Origin of the sequence: Manganibacter manganicus, assembly GCF_002075885.1 — a bacterium.
Lineage (GTDB): Bacteria > Pseudomonadota > Alphaproteobacteria > Rhizobiales > Rhizobiaceae > Mesorhizobium > Mesorhizobium manganicum.
Genome location: NZ_MDET01000059.1, coordinates 114,900 through 133,161, shown reverse-complemented (window position 1 = coordinate 133,161; position 18,262 = coordinate 114,900). Strand labels below are relative to the sequence as shown.

The window sequence follows — 18,262 nt, the reverse complement described above, 5'->3', positions numbered from 1 at the left end:
GATTAACGTCTATACAGAGGCCCCGCCATATCATGCATGCAAAGTCCGCTTGGATTGAGGGCAGATCCCGCCGGCTCAATTCAAAGCCGCTCAAGTGCCTGTTTGAGGATCACAAGTCGGTGTTCAGGCGAAACTGCGGACCATCTCGGCAATGGCGGCATTGGGCAGCGTCGTCCTGCCCGAACCGGTGCCGTCCGTGACGATGATATTGAGACGGGCTTCGCTTCACGGCGCTGTTCGACGGGCTGGAAGGTTTGGTGCAGTACGCGAGCTGTCCGGTCGCACTTCTTTTCGCATTTTCGAGCTATAACAATGAGTGAACCGGAGGTCGCCAAAGAATCGCGAACCAAGGGACAAGTGTGGCAAACAAACGCTGGAGATGCCCCTCTTTGATCGGGAACTGGAGGACTTGCCACCGGCGCTGTGGGTCGAGGCGGTGATCTTTGCCTCGGCCGAGCCGGTCAGCCGTGAAACACTGGCGCGGATGGTGGGTAAGAATTGCAGCATCGACCTGTGACCGATGACCTGCAGGAAGAGCTGCGTTGCCGGCTCTATGAACTCGTGTCTGTCGGCGAATGGCTGGCAGCGCCATCGCCGGCCAGCCTCTGCGTGATCTGCCGGAGATCGAGGCGCTGGAGGATGCTTTCTGTCGAGGAAAAGCCGGTGGCGTTTGGCAACGATGAGGGCGACAGTCATTCCAATGTTGACGATCCATCAGCCAATTCCTTGGAAGGGACACACCTAGCTAGGCTAGACGCTGATCGCTATGCAAGTCTGCGGTAGCTCCCAGTGCTTCAAGTCGCGACGGCGATAAGATGTCAGAGTCAAGGGGTGAACCGCGTCCGCATGACCGCGAGAGCGTCGAAGCCGCCGCCGTGCCGAAATCGGCAACGAGCATCAGCCAAAACGACCGAAATCAGAATCAACGATGCACATCAGTGCGTGCCGGACCTCATCGCCGAGGAGTGCGGTGACCTTTGCCCGGTGGAACCCTTTTCGCCTGTTCCATCAGTCGCTAGTTGATCGCGCCACGCGGCCGCTTCGGCTCATCGCCATCGTCAGGATTTTCTAGATCGGCGAGGATGGGGCAATCGGGTCGATTGTCGCCCGAGCAGCACGTCGCCAGATGCTCCAGTGTCGCTGCCATTTGCTCCATTTCCTCGATCTTGCGGCGTAGATCGCCGATACGGGCCAGTGCGATACGCTTGACGTCGGCGCTCTGGCGACTGCGGTCGCGCCACAATCCCAGAAGCTCGTTAATCTCGGCGACCGAAAAACCGAGATCGCGCGCGCGTCGGATAAAGCGAAGCATGTGCACGTCATTGGTGGAGTAGTCCCGATAGCCCGACGCGGTTCGCTCAGCCGGCGGGATGAGGCCATTCTGCTCGTAGTAGCGTATCATCTTAGCACTCACGCCAGACACGCGCGCTGCTTCGCCGATATTCATGCCGCGTTCCTTTCTATTTCGCGCACATTGATTGAGGCATCCGATGTTATCGGGCGTCCAGATTGGGGCACCTTGCTGACCACCGACACCATGGGCGGCTTCCACCGCTTAAGGCGCAGCGCATTGCCGAGCACGAAGATGCTCGAAAGTGCCATCGCGCCCGCCGCCAGCACAGGTGAGAGCAGGACGCCAGACACGGGATAGAGCACCCCGGCAGCCACCGGGATTAGCGCCGCGTTGTAGGCGAAGGCCCAGAACAAGTTCTGCTTGATGTTTCGGATCGTGCCCTTTGAAAGCGCGATGGCATTCGGCACGCCTTTCAGGCTGCCTGACATTAGCACCACATCGGCCGCCTCAATGGCGATATCGGTGCCAGTGCCGATGGCTATACCCACATCGGCCTCCGCGAGCGCCGGGGCGTCATTGATACCGTCCCCGACAAAGGCGAGCTTGCCATACGCGTCCTTGAGCGCCTTCACCGTCTCGACCTTACCCTCGGGCAAGACTTCGGCTATCACCTCGTCGATACCGAGCCTTCTGGCGATAGCTTCTGCCGTGCGCCGGTTATCGCCGGTGATCATTGCCACTTTGAGACCTAGATCGTGCAATGCCCTGATGGCCTCGGGCGTCGTCTCCTTGATCGGATCAGCCACCGCAATCACGGCTGCGAGCTTGCCACCGATGGCGGCATAGAGGGGGGATTTCCCCTCGTCACCGAGGCGTGCTGCAGTTTCCGCGAAGGCAGAGACGTCAAGACCGAGTTTCTCCATGTAGCGGTCGGCACCGATCTCGATGGACACGCCTCCCGTCTCGGCCTTGACGCCGAAGCCGGTCACCGAATCGAAACCGCTGATCGCCGGCAGCGCAAGCCCTTCGGCTTCGGCCGCCTCGACAATGGCACGCGCGATCGGATGCTCGGACTTGGCTTCCACTGCCGCGATGCGCGCCAGCACATCATTGCGTTCGAACCCGCCTGCGATCTCCAGATCGGTGAGCGCCGGTTTGCCCTCGGTGAGCGTGCCCGTCTTGTCGACCGCAACAACCTTGGCGTCCTTGAGGAGTTGGAGGGCTTCACCCTTGCGGAAAAGCACGCCCATCTCGGCCCCGCGCCCCGTGCCGACCATGATCGAGGTAGGGGTGGCGAGCCCCATTGCGCAAGGGCAGGCGATGATGAGCACGGCGACGGCATTCACCAGAGCGAAGGTGAGCGCCGGCTCCGGCCCGAAGATCAGCCAGACGAGGAAGGTCAGCAGCGCCGCCACGATCACGGCTGGCACGAACCACATGGTTACCTTGTCCACCATCGCCTGAATTGGAAGCTTGGAGCCCTGTGCCTGCTCGACCATGCGAATGATCTGGGAAAGCACCGTCGCACCGCCGACGGCAGTGGCGCGGAAAGCGAGCGCGCCCTTCTGGTTGACCGTTCCGCCGACCACAGCGCTACCGGCCGCCTTGGCCACCGGAATCGGCTCACCGGTAATCATGGATTCGTCGATGTAGCTTTCACCTTCGGTCACCTCTCCGTCCACAGGCACGCGTTCTCCCGGGCGCACCTCGACCACATCGCCCGTCGCGACCTCGCCGATGGCGATCTCCATCGTCTTGCCGTCGCGGCGCACGCGGGCGGTCCTGGCTTGCAGGCCGACAAGCCGCTTGATGGCTTCCGATGTGCGGCCTTTGGCGCGTGCCTCCAGATAGCGTCCGAGCAGGATGAGAGTTACGATTACAGCAGCCGCCTCGTAATAGACGTTGATCGTGCCCGCAGGCAGCAGCGAAGGCATAAAGGTGGCGACCATGGAATATGCGTAGGCCGCAATGGTGCCAACCGCCACGAGCGAATTCATGTCGGGCGCAAATCTCCCCAATGCGGGAAAGCCTTTTTTGTAGAAACGGATGCCGGGGCCGAAAAGCACGGCCGTGGTAAGCGCAAACTGAAAGTACCAGTTCCACTGCATGCCGATCGTGCGCATGATGAGATCGTGAATGCCGGGGATGAGATGCGAGCCCATCTCCAATACGAAGACCGGCAGTGTCAGCACCGCCGCAGTAAGGACGGCGCGCCGCAACTCCGTCTGCTCGCGATCCTTACGGGCGGCGTCTTCGTCCTGTTGCTGTGAATCGCGATCGACCACTCGTGCGGTATAACCCGCCCTTTCGACCGCCTTTATAAGATCGGCGGCGGTGGCATTGCCCTGCAGACTCGCGCGCTCCGTGGCGAGGTTGACTGTGGCTTGCGTGACGCCTGGGACCGCTTTGAGCGCGCTTTCAACGCGTCCCACGCATGACGCGCACGTCATGCCCTCGATAATGAACTCGGTCTGGGTTACAGGGACCGAATACCCCGCATCCTCGACCGCGGACACGAGGGCGCCGTGCTCGACGGGAGCAGCGAAAGAAATCTTGGCCATCTCTGTTGCCAAGTTAACGCTGGCGTCCGCGACACCCGGCACGGCCTTCAGCGCATTCTCGATGCGACCCACACATGAGGCGCAACTCATGCCCTCAATGCGAAGTGCTACTGGTTCAAATGAAACTGCATGATCTTTAAGCGCGGCGTTCATCGAGGCTCCTTGCGTACGAATTGTGGCACTCGTGGCGCAAGATAGGGCTTCCCATCGTTGGAAGGTCAATAGTGATAATTTTTCGGCATTGGGACTTGACCTTCCAACGATGGGAAGCCCTATCTGAAAGGGCGTGAGCGATGAACAGGAGATTCTCATGCAATTTGATATCCAGAACATGTCCTGCGGTGGTTGTGTCCGCAGCGTCACCAAGGCGATTCAATCCGTCGATCCCGTCGCCAAGGTCACCCCTGACCTATCGAACAGGAAGATAGTGGTCCTGTCGGAGCAGTCTCGTGAGGCCATTGAGGCCGCGCTCGCAAAAGCAGGATATCCAGCTATTCCGCACCGTTGACGATGTCGGTCAGCGACCCGCCGCAATGCGGCGCCACGTCCGACATGATAGGGTCGAGTGCGGCCTTCCTCATCAAACTCTTGATAGCGCCGAATTTTCTTCGTGTTTGTAGCAATGATTTTCGGCACCTTGGTGGTTCGACTGCTTGAACGCCGAGTGTAACAGTGTGATATGTGCGGAATGATTGGACGCTTCTTGGCACTATTTGTTGTGTTTGCGTTCGCTGTCGTCTCGACGGCGAGCGCGGGCCACATGGTGCGTATGAATTCCAGCACGGCTGATGGCGCCCAGATGTATCACGTGACCGCCATAGTTGCCGAATACGATGCGCAGTCCTGCGAGATGAAGCAGGAATGCGCACCGGAGACCGCCGCCATGTGTGCAGCTGTCTGCACTGGGCTACTCAACTTTGTCATCCCTGAACGCGCTGGTGCCAGTGTCTTCTACGCTGGGACGGATTATGGCCCTGCTGTAATACCGGCAATATTGGGCCATGATCCAGGCGTCAATCGCCGCCCTCCCAAGTTTCGTCTCCTCTGATCGCGTGGGCTTTGGCCCGCGACAACCTTAGATCTAATGAACGGGACGCGATGTTCCGAGGAGACAATCATGAATTTCTCACGACGCGGCTTTCTTGCCGCAGGTGCAGCAACGCTAGCGTACGCGCATATTCCGCAGTTCGCATTCGCACAAACGGCAGCCCCCATCCAGTTAACTGCCGGCCGCCGCACACTCGATATTGGCGGACGGGCCGCGTCCGTATTGGGGCTGATGGGCCCGGATGGACGGTCCGGCATCATGCTCGATCCGGGCCAGCGCTTTACGGTCGATCTGACCAACGATCTGGACGTCGAGACGATCATTCACTGGCACGGCCAGATCCCGCCCAACGTGCAGGATGGTGTACCCGACGCGCCACTGGCCGCTTTAAAGCCGGGCGAAGTTCGCAGCTATGACTTCGCACCTTCGGCAGGCACGCACTGGATGCACAGCCACATTCCTATTCAGGAAATGCAGATGCTGGCGGCACCCCTGATTGTCCGCCGTCCTGAAGAGATCGCTGCCGACCGGCAGGAGGTGGTGATGTTCCTGCATGATTTCAGCTTCCGCCCGGCTGAGGAGGTGCTTGCCGAGATCGTGTCTGGCGCAGGGCACGGGGATATGGGCGAAACCGATGCCATGTCCGGCATGGATCATGGCAGCCACGGTTCCATGCCGATGGCGCAGATGCCGGGCGCGGGCCAGGGCGGGCACGATATGGCCGGGATGAGTGGCATGGATACCATGCAGATGGATTTGAACGACTTCGATTTCGACGCATATCTGGCCAATGACCGCACCCTGGACGATCCGGATACGGTTCCCGTCGAAGCGAATGGACGGGTGTTGCTGCGGGTTATCAATGGGGCCGCTGCGACGAGCTTCTGGATCGATAGCGGCGATCTGCCGGGCCGGCTCGTCGCTGTAGATGGTCAGCCGATCGAGCCCATACCTGGCAATCGCTTCGGCCTTTCGATGGGGCAACGTTTGGATCTGGAGCTCGAATTGCCTGACACCGGTGCCTGGCCCGTCCTGGCCCTTCGTGAAGGGGCTCGTGAACGGACGGGACTGATTCTTGCGACGCCCGGCGCGCAGGTCCGCCGTATCGATTCCCTTGCCGAAGCCGACGCGCCCGCGTTCGACATCGGGATGGAACAGGAATCTCGCTTGCGTGCAGTGACCGGTCTTGCCGATCGCGGCGCCATCCGTCCAATCGACGTTATGCTTGGCGGGCAGATGCAGCCCTATGTCTGGACGATCGACGGGAAGACCTGGGGTGAACATCTGCCGATTACGGTGCGCAGCGGGGACCGTGTTGAGATCCGCTTTCACAACATGTCGATGATGGGACATCCAATGCATCTGCATGGCCATCATTTCCAGGTGGTGGAGATCGGTGGACGCAGGATGGGCGGAGCGATGCGAGACACCCTCTATATTCCACCTATGACCATGGCCACGATCGCGGTGGATGCGGGTGAGGCGGCGCGCTGGATGCTGCATTGTCATCACATGCCACATCTATCGACCGGGATGATGACCGAGTTCGTGGTTACCGCCTGATTTCGAAGGGCCTCCCGCCATGGGCGGGAGGCCGCTAATCCCGCAGGATTGAACATGAACAAAGTACTCGTTACCGTGGTAGCCGTGGCGCTTGCCGGCGCTGCCATCTGGTGGACACAGAATCGGCAGGGCAGTACTGGCACCGGCGAGCGCATCGTTCGGGTCGCAGTGCCGTTATCGCTTCCACCGATGGCCGAACAGGGCAAGACCGCGTTTGACGCCAACTGTGCTAGCTGTCATGGACCGAACGGTTCGGGTCGGGACGGGCTGGCGCCGCCATTGATCCATAAGATCTACGAGCCGAGCCACCATAGTGATATGGCCTTCACGCTTGCTGTACGCCAAGGAGTGCGTGCCCATCACTGGCGATTTGGCAATATGGCGCCGGTAGAGGGCGTCAGCGACACGTCGATCGAGGCGATCACCACCTATATTCGCGAATTGCAGCGCGCGAACGGCATCAACTGAGAAAGCGGCTACGGCCGCTACTTGGTGGTGGGTCTGACATTCGACCCGTGGCCCCGCCAGCTAGCTAAGTTTCAAATCTTCCTTCCCGGAAGGGCTCGCTAAAAGCTATGTATTTTTTGTCAGGGACCCAAAGCTGCGCCGAAGCCGGTTACTGCAGGCAGACCTTATACCAAGAGTAGTGGGCTTGAGCGTTGTGCGCTATAGCGCGGCGATCAGGATGAGACGGTGTCACGTCACGAATCTGACCTTGATTGCGCGCGCGCACCGCTCGCAGCAGCCGCGGGCGGGCCCAGGGACCATTGATCGACAAAACATTTGGGCCTGCCGCATTGATCCGGTGCTAAGCCAACTCACACCTCGATCTCAATGATGTCTTCGGCGCCTGCGGCATAGTCGAGCGCGTAAGCCAGCTCGCCCGGCGTTTCCGCGTGGATGTGGACCAGCGGCTGCCCACGGATGACCTCGTCACCTAGGCGAACCTCCATATGGATACCGGCCGCCTTGGCTTCGGGCGCGCCAGCAAGCTTGGCGAGCCGAGACAACTTTCGATTGTTGATATGAACGATTCGCCCAGCATGCGGAGCCTCGAGTGGATGGACATGCAGTGCTTTGGGCGGCGTTCGCATCCCACCTTGGGCTATGCAGATCGCCTCGAACTTCTTCCAAGCCCGACCGTCAGCCAGCGTTTCGAGTGCGAGCGCCAACCCCTTTCCATTCTCGGCCTTGCCGCCGATCTCCAACGCTACGCCTGCCAATATGGCGGCGCGCGTGCGTAGATCGTCCGGCGCATCTGGCGTATTTCGCAGGACCGCTAGTACGTCGAACGCCTCAAGCGCGGGACCGATGCCTCTACCGACCGGCTGCAACCCATCGGTTTGCAGGCATTTGGCCGCCAGACCGAAGCGAGCCGCGACCGCTGTGATCCGCGTTGCGAGATGGGATGCGGCCTCCTCGCTACGCATCTTGGCGGTCGGGCCGACCGGGATGTCTATAACGACATGGGTGGATCCCGCGGCGATTTTCTTGGAGAGGACGGAGGCGATGAGCTGGCCTTCCGTATCGACGTCAAGTTCGCGTTCCACGCGTACGAAGATGTCATCAGCCGGACTGAGGTGGACCGCTCCGCCCCAGGCGATGCAAGCTCCTTCGGCCTCGACCACGCGTTTCAGGGCCGCAATGTCGAGATCCACGGGCGCGAGGGTCTCCATCGTGTCGGCAGTACCGGCGGGCGAGGTAATGGCACGGGAAGACGTTTTCGGCATGACGAGCCCGTTGGCCGCAACGATCGCCACGACGATCGGGGTGGTGCGGTTACCAGGCAGGCCGCCGACACAATGCTTGTCGACAACGACAGGGGCGCCCCATTGCAACCGGTCGCCGACTGCGATCATCGCACCAGTAAGGTGAGCGGTCTCGTTCTCGTCGAGTGGTAGTGCTGCTGTAGCGGTCAGGAATGCCGCGAGCTGCACGTCGGTATAATGGCCGGCGACCACGTCTTGCACGATCTCCGTAAAGGCGCGCGAGTCGAGCCGGTTGCCATAGATGCGTCTGCGGACACTTGCCAGCGACTCGATTGCGGGGGCATGTGTGACCTGTACCTCGGCGCCCTCGGCGAGGTTCAGTATCTCCCAGGCGGTTTCGGAGAGCCCAACCTCGTCCAGGGCCAATTGCTCATCGTCTTCCACCTGGAAAAGCGTTGCCTGTAGATCCCGCCCGCCTCCCGAAACGAGAACCTGCGAGCGGGCGGAGAGCCCCTCCGAGCGACAAACATGACAATCGGTGCGCATGACGACGACCGGCTGGTGTTGCGTGTGCAATCGAAGGCGCCGAACACGGAGAGTTGGTTGTTCGGGACCGGTATGAGAGACGAGCGCGGTCATAGATCGAAAACCTGATCCTGACGTGGCACAGTCGCATTCCAGCCCAGTTCGCGATCGATGCGGGTGCGCAGGGCGTCCGATGCCTCGTCCTCACCGTGGACGATGAAGACGCGGGACGGCCCGCGCTGGAAGCCCGAGAGCCAGCGCATCAACTCATTGCTATCGGCATGCGCCGAGAGCACCGACAGATCGTCGACCTCTGCGTTGACCGGTATCCATTGACCGTGGATCTTTATCTCTCGCGTGCCCTGAACCATCGCCCGGCCCCGCGTTCCTGCAGCCTGATAGCCGGAGAACAGGATCGTGTTTTTTGGATCTGTCGCGAAGGATTTGAGATGATGAAGTACGCGACCGCCGGTGGCCATGCCGCTGGCCGAGATCACGATCTTCGGCCAGACGCTGGTAGTGATCGCCTTGGAGCCTTCGACGTCGCGGGTATAGGTGGCGATCTCGCAGATCGCTGTGCATTCGTCATGCGTTAAGCGATGATCGTCGCTGTGCGCGTGAAGAAGGTCTGTGGCATTGATCGCCATGGGGCTGTCGAGATATATCGGCACGCCGGACAGGCGGCCTGCTGTTCGAAGCTTCCACAGATGATAAAGGAGAGACTGCGCACGGCCGACTGCGAAGGCAGGGATAACAACCGTGCCGCCACGTTTTACCGTGCGCTCGACAATCTCTCCAAGTACTTCGGTCGTGTCTGCTGGGTCGTGGGTGCGGTTCCCATAGGTAGATTCCACCACGATGTAGTCAGCCTCCGGGAAGGGGCTCGGATCGGGAAGCATCGGATCGTCGTAGCGCCCAAGATCACCCGAAAACGCAATGCGGCGGCCGGCCCATTCGATGTCTGCGCTAGCCGCACCAAGAATGTGACCCGCATAACGGAACGTCAGGAGTGCACCGCCGGGAAGCTCAAAAGCGGTTTCGAAAGGCACAATGGTAAACATTTCCATGGCGCGTTCCGCATCGCGCACGCCGTAGAGCGGCAAAGCCGGCTTATGCCTCGAGAAACCCTTCCGATTGACGTATTCGGCATCCTTTTCGTTCAGAAAGCCGCTATCCTTGAGGATCAACTCCGCCACGTCGCGTGTTGCCGCGGTGGCGTAGATTCGACCTTTGAATCCGTCGCGCACCAGTCGCGGGAGATAGCCCGAATGGTCGAGGTGGGCATGGGTGAGCACCACGGCATCAATGCTGGACGGCGGCACTGACAGCGGCGTCCAGTTCAACTCGCGCAGGTTCTTGAGCCCCTGGAAGAGGCCGCAATCGATCAAGATGCGCTTATCGCCGTTGGTGAGGAGGTGCTTGGAGCCGGTGACGGTGCTCGCACCGCCGAGAAATGTTAGCGTCAGCATAATGGCCTCAGATGTTGAATGCAGCGATGTCGCCGGGATGTCCGCGGCCTTCTACGGCAGCCTGTTCAGCGGGAGCGAGGAGGTCGTCTCTGCTCCAGCCGGTGAGAGGAACAGCAGCGTCGACCAGATGAGCCAGGAGCAGCGATTGGCAAAGAGCATACCCGACACATCGAGCGTTCCGCCCCGGCTGATGTAGCCGCGCGCGGCGGTCGTCCGTGGGCCGGAATCCAGCCGCCGGAGCAGGCCGAGCATGGGTTCGGGCCGCGTATGGGTAACGATCAAGCGCGGAATGCCCGGCGGAAACAGGGCAGCCAGGTTTTCGTCACTCGCCGTGAACGCCGCCTCGATCGGATCGCGGGGCATGCGGAAACGGCCCGGCTCGGACATCGCCGTCACGAGCACATGGTGACCATGCGTCCTGAGCCGATAGGCCGCCTTGAGCGCTTCCTCGAGCTGATAGGCGCCGATAGCCACAATTTGTAGCTCGGCGCCTTCGGTCTCGCCCTGCACATGGGCGGCACCATCGGCGACGAAACGGGCTGCTGCCGCAGCATCGAAGCGGTGGGGCATGTCGCGCTTGGAGACGATCAGACACCCCACGTGGCCGCGACTCTCGTAGATGGATCGGAGCGCAGCCATGGCGCTGTTCGCATCGACCGGGAAAAGCACCCGCGAGGTATCGGACATCTCGCCTAGCAGCGCCTCGCCAATGGTCGGGTCCTGGTGTGACTGTTCGTTCTTCGCGTTCTCCCAGGTATGGGAAGTGACGACCAGCGGCACCGAAATCCAGCGCGGCTCCTGGCCAGCCTCGCGCTGCCGCCGAGAAAAGACGATCTCCTGCCGCACACCCCCAAGCATCTTCATGGCGAAGGCTTCGTAGCTGACGATCAGATTGATCCCGCCCTTGTTGGCCAGCGCCGCGCCCGCGACCGCTTCCTCATTGAGTGCGGTGATGACCGCACCGTCGATGGCGTCGGCAACGCCGGGCTCAGTGGTATTCACCCGATGGCGCAGCCGATCGAGCGTTGCTCCCATGTGGTTGGAACGTAGTTCGTCAGGATTGCCCACACGCGGGCGGAGCGTGGGGTTCGCGTCCACGACGCGGACGAACCAGCGGTCGAGCGCATGCATGGCGCAATCGGGGGGATCTCCGGCGACGGTCCAGTACGGCTCGGGCAGGTTCGGTGCGGCCGGGTTGCGTAGCGCGAGTGCGTGCCGGCTTTCCTGTTCTCTGTCCTGCTTGCCATGGACCGCCAGTTCGGCGATCGCGCTCTCGATCTGCGCGGCGGGAACGAACAGCGCCAGCGCCGCCTCGTTGAAGACGTTGCGAGCCAGTTCGTCATGTGCGGGATTGCCCCCGAGGGGTAGATTGTGCGCCGCGTTGGTGTCGGCTCCTGGGAAGCCGAAGCCCTTGACTGTCTCGGCAATGACATAGGGGATAGGAGCTGGATAGGTGCGGACGGGATCCGCCGCGAAACGTTCAAGGCGCTTCTCAGCCTCGATGATGGCACAGGTGAAGGCCGCAGGATCACGGCCATCGATGATGAAGGGATCGAAACCATTGAGCTTGAGGTGGTCGACGAGCCAGTCCGCGCCGCCCTGCTGCGCGATCTGGACACGTTCCTCGATGCGCCGGCCGTTGAGGATCATAACGGGAACTGCGAAACCGGAATCTTCTGCGCGCCACCAGCGCGGCGTCCAGTCAGAGCCGCGCTGCTCCTCGAACGCGCCGTCGCTCAGAAAGGCGACGAGGCTTTCACCGGGCAGCGGCGCATGGACGTACTGGACCTCAGCGAAGCCGAGATAGCCGCCCTCCGAAATGGCGCCGGCGGTGTTTGGACCAGCATGGCTGCCGAGCGGGACCGCGGCAGCGCCGTGGGCGTCGATCGCATAGGAATAGAAGTCGGCCGCGAGCTGCGAGAGACCTTTCTCGCTGCGATCATAGCGGCCCCTCTGTGCGGGAGAAACGTCCCCCGTAAGTGCATTGACCGCTTCGATCGCGGCGACAGAATGGCCTTGGCCCATCAGCCATGAACGGGTTTTCGCGGTGATCGCGTTGGCGGCGAGATAGCCAACGAATGCGGGCACCATGTTCAGCGATCCGCCGGTATGTCCTTCAGGCGTCGACTTGAACGCCTCGGCAGGCAGCGGCGCGCCGGAAAGGTCGACACGGTGGGCATAGGTCATATGGGCGACAGTCCACATTGCGGCGGAAGTCAATCGGTCGGCCGCGGCAAGGATGCGATAGAGGGCTTCCGGATCGAGCAGGCCGGACGCCGCCAAGGCAGCAACGCGTTCGATGGTTTCATTGTTGTGGCTGATCGGGCCGTATCCCCGTTGCCACGTCTTTGATGTTGTTGTTGTCAAATCGTTCATGCCGTCGCCGCCTTCCGTCAATCGTTCTCGTCGTCAATTCAAGCCGCCCGTCCAGGATGGGGGATCGCTGGCGGGAAAGGAAATCGAACCCCACCTATTTCACTTCGTCCAGCTCCTCCGGCGGACGCCGGTGGCGAATGAGATCGCCCTCATCGTCGGGCGCAGAGGCAATCGCCTTAGCGACCAAGGAGGCGAGCCGGACGGAACTGCTTTCGTGGGGCACTGAGTCAGTCGAGACGATGCGGTCACAAAGAGCTGCGAGACGTTGGAATGAATCGTCGGCGAATATCGCATGCACCACGGCGACCACAGGCCGAACGAAACCCTGAAGCGGGAGCTGGCGGGCAGCCTCAATCAATGTATTTCCGGAGGACGCTATGTCGTCTGCGAGCACCGGCTGCCGGCCTCGCCACTTGGAAAGGTCTGGTAGCTTGACTTCGACGTGGCGGTCGCCATGGCGTACCTTTCGCAGCACGGCATGTGGAGCACCGATCCGTGCCGCGATGGCAGAGACCCATTGGTCGCTTTCCTCGTCAGGACCGATGATCAAGGGCTTGTCGACCTCCGCGGCGATCCAGTCCGCAAGCAGCGGTGCAGCATGCAAGGTGTCGGTCGGCATCGTATAGAGAGGCGACAAGGCCGAATAGCGGTGGAGATGCGGATCTACCGTCAGCAGCCGGTCAAAGCTCGACGAGACGAGCCTGGCGAAGCTCCTGGAGCTCACCGCCTCTCCTGACTGGAAGCGGCGATCCTGCCGCATGTAGGAAAGGTAGGGTGCGACCAGATTGACCTGGCGGGCTCCTAGATTTCTTGCTGCATCGGCCGCGAAGATCAACCGCAGGAAGCCGTCGTCTGGCCGTGCGAGCGTGCATACCAGATCGACGGCCTTGCCCTTCACCTCCGAGAGGATGCGAACGTAAGTTTCTCCGTCAGGGAAACGCCGCGTCTCCATTGCGCCAAGTTCCCAGGCTCCTTCGTCGGCAAGACGCCGCGCGAATATTTCGTTACCTGGCAGCGGAAGAATCAGTCGCATGCCGGGAGTTCCCCGTTGTATGTCTGCCTGTGTCATTTGTGCCTCCTGTAGGAGCGCAGAAGCTGGGCGTTGATGGCGACGATGACAGTGCTGGCCGACATGAAGACGGCAGCGATCGCGGGGGTCATTATGAAGCCGGTACCGAAGGTAATGCCAGCCGCCATCGGGATGGCGATGGTGTTGTAACCGGTCGCCCAGATGAGGTTCTGGACCATCTTGCGGTAAGTGGCGCGCGAGAGACCAAGGATTGCACCGACGTCGCGCGGATCGCTGCGTACGAGAACCACGTCGGCAGATTCGACGGCAACATCGGTACCCGCGCCGATGGCGATCCCGAGATCGGCCACCACGAGCGCAGGCGCGTCATTCACCCCGTCGCCGACCATTGCGACGGAGAGCCCCCGCGCTTGGAGTTCCTCGATCTTTTGCGATTTCTGATCAGGTAGAACTTCGGCGAAGTATTCGGTGATCCCGAGTTCCTCGGAGACCGCCTTTGCTACGCCCTCGGCGTCGCCGGTGAGCATGATCGAATTGATCCCGAAGGACTTGAGTTCGGCGATCGCCTCCTTCGATTCCGGACGGACGATATCAGCCAGCGCAAAGAGGGCCCGCGGCTCGCCCTCGCGGACGAGAACGACAACAGTCTTGCCCTGGCCTTCCAGTCGCTTGAGACTGTCATGGGCGATGGCGTTGCCCTGCCGTGCGAGGTGCCCAGGGCTGACGATACGCACATCCTGGCCGTCCACTTTTGCCACGATGCCTTCGCCGGTGATGTTGCTAACGTCGGTTGCCTTGGGAATGATCAGGCTTCGTTCCTTCGCCTCGGCTACGATGCCGTGGGCGATGGGATGCTCGGACTGGCTCTCGGCGGCCGCGGCAAAGCTGAGCTCGTCGTTTTCGTTGCCGTCGGCGAGCAAGACGATATCGCTGATACCGAAACGACCCTCAGTTAATGTGCCGGTCTTGTCGAACACGACGGCGTTGAGATTGCGCGCCCGCTCAAAGGCTGCGCGGTCGCGGATCAGCAGCCCGTTGCCGGCCGACAGCGACGTGCTGACCGCGACGACTAGCGGGACAGCGAGACCAAGGGCGTGCGGACAGGCAACAACCATGACCGTCACCATTCGTTCGATCGCAAATTCTAACGGGGCGTCAAGGAGAAGCCACCAGACAAACAACGTGCCGAAGCCGGCGACGAGCGCGATGTAGGTCAGCCAAGCGGCGGCACGGTTGGCAACGTCCTGTGTGCGCGAGCGCGTTGCCTGCGCCTTCTTTACCAATTCGATAACCTGCGACAGATAGGTCGCGTTGCCTGTCGCTGTTACCTTGATGGTGACAGCGGCGGCCCCGTTTATCGCGCCGCCGATAGCGGCTGCGCCGACCCCCTTGGTTACGGGCCGCGATTCGCCAGTGAGCATGGCCTCGTTGAAACCAGACGAACCTTCGATAATAACGCCGTCCACCGGAACCTTTGCGCCGGGTCGTACGATGACTTTATCACCGGGCTGGAGGGTTGAGATCGGCACCTCTTCGAAGGAGCCGTCAGCCTTAATGAGCGACGCTGAATCCGGCAGAAGCCGCACCAGTTCCTCAAGCGCACGCGATGCTCCCATCACCGAACGCATCTCGATCCAGTGGCCGAGAAGCATGATGGCGATCAGGGTCACAAGTTCCCAGTAGAGCTCCTCACCCGGAAACCCGAACGTGACGGCAGCCGAAAAGAAATAGGCCGCTGAAATCGCGAGCGCGATCAGGGTCATCATGCCGGGCTGCCTCTTGCGCAGCTCGGAGGTGAAGCCCGTCAAGAATGGCCAGCCGCCATAGACGTAGGCAATTGTCGAAAGCACGAAGAGAACGTAGCGGTCGCCTGGGAACGCCAAAGTTTCTGCGATGCCAAGCAAATGTTGGATCATCGGCGAGAGCAGCAGCACCGGCGGCGTGAGCACGAGGACCAACCAGAAGCGGCGCCGGTAGTCCGCAACCATCGCGCCATGGTCATGTCCGCCGTGACCAGAATGCTCGGAATGGCTGGAGCCCGCGGCAGCGACGACACCGCCCTGAGCTTCATCGTTTCGATGCCCGGGGGCGTGCGCTTGATGGTTCTGATGGCCATCGTGGGAATGTGGTGAACTCATCAGGTTTTTTCCTTGTCGTGGCTACGCGGTATCGGGCCAGCAGAACTACTACCCCCCGGGTGGTCGCAGTCCTCGGCAGGCGTAATCCTCCAAGGCTCAAAATCATCGCTTCGAGCCCTGGAATCCTTGATCCAGGTTAAAGTCCTCTACAGCAGATTTTTGGTATCTAAACAGCATCCACTGTCGAAACTATCTCACGACGAGGACCGGGAGCGAAGAGCGGCTTACCCCTGCGTCGATGATTTCTCAATCTGCGGCCAATCTCATAAAGGGCTGCAGGTTGTTGAAGCGAGGAGCGGGGACAGAGCCAGGCTCTTCATTTTGCCGTCTTCTGGCGAAAATCCTGATCCGATCGACCGAGTCTGCTGCGGCAGGAGGTACCCATGCAAAGTGAAGTTCAAGTCAATCGTCGAGATTTCCTTTATGTCGCGACGGGCACCACGGCAGTCGTCGGAGCCGGATTCGCCTCGTGGCCTTTCATCGACCAGATGAAACCCGACGCTTCGACACTCGCGATCGCCACTGTCGACATCGACCTTTCTGGAATCGAGGAAGGTATGTCGGTGACCGTCAAGTGGCGCGGTCGGCCGGTTTTTGTCAGGAACAGGACATCCCGGGAAATTGAAGCTGCTTCCGCGACGCCCCTGGAAGAGCTTAAAGACCCTATCGCGCGCAACGCTAATCTGCCGGCCGGCTCGCCGGCCACCGATCTCGCGAGGTCCGCAGGACAACATCGAGAAAACTGGCTGGTCATGGTCGGCGTGTGCACCCACCTCGGCTGCATCCCCCTTGGTCAAGCAGGGGATTACGGCGGATGGTTCTGCCCCTGTCATGGTTCGCATTACGATACAGCGGGCAGGATCCGCTCAGGGCCGGCTCCCGAAAACCTCGCCGTGCCCATGTTCCAGTTCCTCAACGAAACGTCGGTCCGTATCGGATAAAGACCTGTGCCCGCCCTTGGTGAGGCCTTTGCAGAAGGACCTATGGTACGGGCAACACCAGCCATAAATGAACTGGAGAACGCGGTGTCATCGCACTAAAGCGCGAATGCTCGCGCAGGTATTCGCAGGACAGAACAGGGCGGTAAGGACAGAAAGGGCGGTCCGCTGATGATCCCAGCATACATACTCCCGCATCTTGGCTGGTGGTTGAAGCATGGGTCGCGTTGGACAGAAATCCGCTAACGAACGACGAGTACCGGGACAATCGAAGTCGCAAGCACTTCGGATGTCTGACTGCCAAGTAGAAGCCGCTTTATTCCCCGTCTGCCATGCGAAGCCATCACGATCAGATTACATTCAAATTTCTGCGCAGTATCGACGATAGCGCCGGCTGCCCTAGCATCTGGGACATGAAGTACATCGGCTTTGAGCCCCACCTTCTCGGCGAAAGCCTTTATTGGCGAGAGGATCTCGTTTGCGAACTTGATCTGGTCTGCATCGTAGCGCTCGAAGTCGCCGGGTCCAAGGGCCCAGCCTTCTCCCGCGTAAATCGGAAACGGCTCGGTGACCGTGACCACCACGACTTTGGCGTCGAGATTCTTTGCGAGCGAGAGCCCGTGATCGACACCTTTTTGGGCCATTTCCGAACCATCCGTAGCGATGAGGATATGCTTATACATAGCTGTAGTATCCGTTCTGGTTCATTCGGGTGAGAATATCGTGCCTGCGCGCCGTCAAGAATGGCACGCGCATCTTCAAGTTTGCCGATAACAGAAAGCCGGCCGGCAATTGACGCGAACTCAGGTTTCCTCGATCTGATGGCATTGCCGCACCCAGCGCCTCGTCCGCTAGCATGCTTCGGTGCCCAGACGCTGAAACTCATAGATCGTTGTTGTAGCAAGTAAAATCGCCGATCACGACGGCCAAACGGTAGACTGCGCCAGGAGGACGTACTCCACTCAAGCCGAAACTACGTAGTCAGTACGTTCTCAATGTCGCGCGTAACGACGTCCATGCCCTGCATACCATCGATCGAAACGAGTTCGCCTCTCCGGCGATAGTAGTTCAACAGCGGCGCGGTTTTATGCTGGTATTCGTCGAGACGCCTTGCAAACGTATCCCGATTGTCGTCCCTACGAGCCGTGCCGCCAGCGGCCAGCGTATCAGCGACGCGCTTTTCCATTCGTGTGATGAGCGAGGCCTGCTCAACCTTCAGTTCGATCACCGCATCAATCTTGTCACCCTTTTGCTCCAGCATTGCCGTCAGGGCTTCCGCCTGCGCGACCGTCCGGGGAAAGCCGTCTAGAATGAAGCCCTTCCGGCAATCCTCTTGATCGATCCGGTCGGATACCATCTGGTTGACCAAATCGTCGGGTACGAGTTCGCCGCGATCCATGATCGCCTTGGCCCGGCGCCCCGTTTCGGTGTCGTTGGTTACTGCAGCGCGCAGCATATCGCCTGTGGAAAGCTGAGGAATGGAGTGGCGTTCGGCCAGGCGCTGCGCCTGAGTTCCCTTTCCTGCTCCCGGCGGTCCAAACAATATCAATCTCATTGTCTTGTTTTACTCCTCGGATCTTCGACTTCCTGAACAACTCTTCGTATTGAGAA

Annotated in this window: 14 protein-coding genes and 2 pseudogenes; 6 read left to right on the top strand and 10 right to left on the bottom strand. The window is 60.6% G+C overall.

What is annotated here, in order from left to right:
* Nucleotides 1-89 precede the first annotated feature (89 nt).
* A pseudogene (locus tag BFN67_RS25005) lies at nt 90-219 on the bottom strand (P-type conjugative transfer ATPase TrbB); the annotation flags it as partial.
* A 160-nt stretch (nt 220-379) separates the two neighbouring features.
* Here BFN67_RS25005 and BFN67_RS22805 point away from each other — a divergent pair.
* Nucleotides 380-598, top strand: a pseudogene (locus BFN67_RS22805) (SMC-Scp complex subunit ScpB); the annotation flags it as partial.
* Nucleotides 599-1,015: 417 nt separating this feature from the next.
* Here the strand turns inward: BFN67_RS22805 and cueR are convergent.
* Both cueR and BFN67_RS22795 read right to left on the bottom strand, forming a co-directional pair.
* Nucleotides 1,016-1,447 carry a Cu(I)-responsive transcriptional regulator gene (gene cueR / locus BFN67_RS22800; RefSeq protein WP_080921744.1) on the bottom strand — a complete coding sequence of 144 codons (432 nt, stop codon included), beginning with the start codon at nt 1,445-1,447 and terminating at the stop codon, nt 1,016-1,018.
* On the bottom strand, nt 1,444-4,008 hold the full coding sequence (locus BFN67_RS22795; protein WP_080921743.1) for a heavy metal translocating P-type ATPase: 2,565 nt from the start codon (nt 4,006-4,008) through the stop codon (nt 1,444-1,446). Before BFN67_RS22795 ends, cueR begins: the two co-directional genes overlap by 4 nt.
* A 157-nt stretch (nt 4,009-4,165) precedes the next feature.
* Here BFN67_RS22795 and BFN67_RS22790 point away from each other — a divergent pair, with 157 nt between their 5' ends.
* The 4 genes from BFN67_RS22790 (at nt 4,166) to BFN67_RS22775 (ending at nt 6,934) form a co-directional block, all read left to right on the top strand.
* Nucleotides 4,166-4,363: a heavy-metal-associated domain-containing protein gene (locus tag BFN67_RS22790; RefSeq protein WP_080921790.1), complete on the top strand. Its 198-nt coding sequence runs from the start codon at nt 4,166-4,168 to the stop codon at nt 4,361-4,363.
* 180 nt (nt 4,364-4,543) lie between these two features.
* Complete coding sequence (locus BFN67_RS22785; RefSeq protein ID WP_080921742.1) at nt 4,544-4,903, top strand: hypothetical protein; 360 nt, start codon at nt 4,544-4,546, stop codon at nt 4,901-4,903.
* 69 nt (nt 4,904-4,972) lie between these two features.
* Nucleotides 4,973-6,466: a multicopper oxidase family protein gene (locus BFN67_RS22780; RefSeq protein ID WP_080921741.1), complete on the top strand. Its 1,494-nt coding sequence runs from the start codon at nt 4,973-4,975 to the stop codon at nt 6,464-6,466.
* Nucleotides 6,467-6,520: 54 nt separating this feature from the next.
* On the top strand, nt 6,521-6,934 hold the full coding sequence (locus tag BFN67_RS22775) for a c-type cytochrome (protein WP_080921740.1): 414 nt from the start codon (nt 6,521-6,523) through the stop codon (nt 6,932-6,934).
* A 350-nt stretch (nt 6,935-7,284) separates the two neighbouring features.
* Here BFN67_RS22775 and BFN67_RS22770 read toward each other — a convergent pair whose 3' ends face one another.
* From BFN67_RS22770 to BFN67_RS22750, 5 genes are all read right to left on the bottom strand, one after another.
* Nucleotides 7,285-8,814 (bottom strand): thymidine phosphorylase family protein, encoded by a 1,530-nt coding sequence (locus BFN67_RS22770; RefSeq protein ID WP_080921739.1) that lies wholly within the window; start codon nt 8,812-8,814, stop codon nt 7,285-7,287.
* A complete protein-coding gene (locus tag BFN67_RS22765) occupies nt 8,811-10,169 on the bottom strand; it encodes an MBL fold metallo-hydrolase RNA specificity domain-containing protein (protein WP_080921738.1) in 1,359 nt (452 codons plus the stop codon). Before BFN67_RS22765 ends, BFN67_RS22770 begins: the two co-directional genes overlap by 4 nt.
* A 51-nt stretch (nt 10,170-10,220) precedes the next feature.
* Complete coding sequence (locus BFN67_RS22760; RefSeq protein WP_245295379.1) at nt 10,221-12,545, bottom strand: phosphoketolase family protein; 2,325 nt, start codon at nt 12,543-12,545, stop codon at nt 10,221-10,223.
* A gap of 94 nt (nt 12,546-12,639) precedes the next feature.
* The gene (locus BFN67_RS22755) at nt 12,640-13,578 is read right to left on the bottom strand and encodes a ribose-phosphate pyrophosphokinase (protein WP_080921737.1); all 939 of its coding nucleotides are present in this window, start codon (nt 13,576-13,578) and stop codon (nt 12,640-12,642) included.
* A 32-nt stretch (nt 13,579-13,610) separates the two neighbouring features.
* On the bottom strand, nt 13,611-15,713 hold the full coding sequence (locus BFN67_RS22750) for a heavy metal translocating P-type ATPase (protein WP_080921736.1): 2,103 nt from the start codon (nt 15,711-15,713) through the stop codon (nt 13,611-13,613).
* A gap of 362 nt (nt 15,714-16,075) precedes the next feature.
* Here BFN67_RS22750 and petA point away from each other — a divergent pair, with 362 nt between their 5' ends.
* Entirely contained in the window at nt 16,076-16,654 is a 579-nt protein-coding gene (gene petA, locus BFN67_RS22745) for a ubiquinol-cytochrome c reductase iron-sulfur subunit (RefSeq protein WP_425349820.1), read from the top strand.
* Between the two features lie 239 nt (nt 16,655-16,893).
* Here the strand turns inward: petA and BFN67_RS22740 are convergent, their stop codons facing one another.
* Together BFN67_RS22740 and BFN67_RS22735 are read right to left on the bottom strand one after the other, a co-directional pair.
* Nucleotides 16,894-17,334 (bottom strand): universal stress protein, encoded by a 441-nt coding sequence (locus BFN67_RS22740; RefSeq protein ID WP_080921734.1) that lies wholly within the window; start codon nt 17,332-17,334, stop codon nt 16,894-16,896.
* A gap of 290 nt (nt 17,335-17,624) precedes the next feature.
* Entirely contained in the window at nt 17,625-18,206 is a 582-nt protein-coding gene (locus BFN67_RS22735; RefSeq protein ID WP_080921733.1) for an adenylate kinase, read from the bottom strand.
* Nucleotides 18,207-18,262 lie beyond the last annotated feature (56 nt).

Bases quoted from the DNA above. Each gene is read 5' to 3' on its own strand.
- BFN67_RS22780 (WP_080921741.1), top strand. From the start codon at position 4,973: ATGAATTTCTCACGACGCGGCTTTCTTGCCGCAGGTGCAGCAACGCTA.
- cueR (WP_080921744.1), bottom strand. From the start codon at position 1,447: ATGAATATCGGCGAAGCAGCGCGCGTGTCTGGCGTGAGTGCTAAGATG.
- BFN67_RS22775 (WP_080921740.1), top strand. From the start codon at position 6,521: ATGAACAAAGTACTCGTTACCGTGGTAGCCGTGGCGCTTGCCGGCGCT.
- BFN67_RS22790 (WP_080921790.1), top strand. From the start codon at position 4,166: ATGCAATTTGATATCCAGAACATGTCCTGCGGTGGTTGTGTCCGCAGC.
- BFN67_RS22750 (WP_080921736.1), bottom strand. From the start codon at position 15,713: ATGAGTTCACCACATTCCCACGATGGCCATCAGAACCATCAAGCGCAC.
- BFN67_RS22765 (WP_080921738.1), bottom strand. From the start codon at position 10,169: ATGCTGACGCTAACATTTCTCGGCGGTGCGAGCACCGTCACCGGCTCC.
- BFN67_RS22785 (WP_080921742.1), top strand. From the start codon at position 4,544: ATGATTGGACGCTTCTTGGCACTATTTGTTGTGTTTGCGTTCGCTGTC.
- BFN67_RS22760 (WP_245295379.1), bottom strand. From the start codon at position 12,545: ATGAACGATTTGACAACAACAACATCAAAGACGTGGCAACGGGGATAC.
- BFN67_RS22735 (WP_080921733.1), bottom strand. From the start codon at position 18,206: ATGAGATTGATATTGTTTGGACCGCCGGGAGCAGGAAAGGGAACTCAG.
- BFN67_RS22795 (WP_080921743.1), bottom strand. From the start codon at position 4,008: ATGAACGCCGCGCTTAAAGATCATGCAGTTTCATTTGAACCAGTAGCA.
- BFN67_RS22770 (WP_080921739.1), bottom strand. From the start codon at position 8,814: ATGACCGCGCTCGTCTCTCATACCGGTCCCGAACAACCAACTCTCCGT.
- BFN67_RS22740 (WP_080921734.1), bottom strand. From the start codon at position 17,334: ATGTATAAGCATATCCTCATCGCTACGGATGGTTCGGAAATGGCCCAA.
- BFN67_RS22755 (WP_080921737.1), bottom strand. From the start codon at position 13,578: ATGCGACTGATTCTTCCGCTGCCAGGTAACGAAATATTCGCGCGGCGT.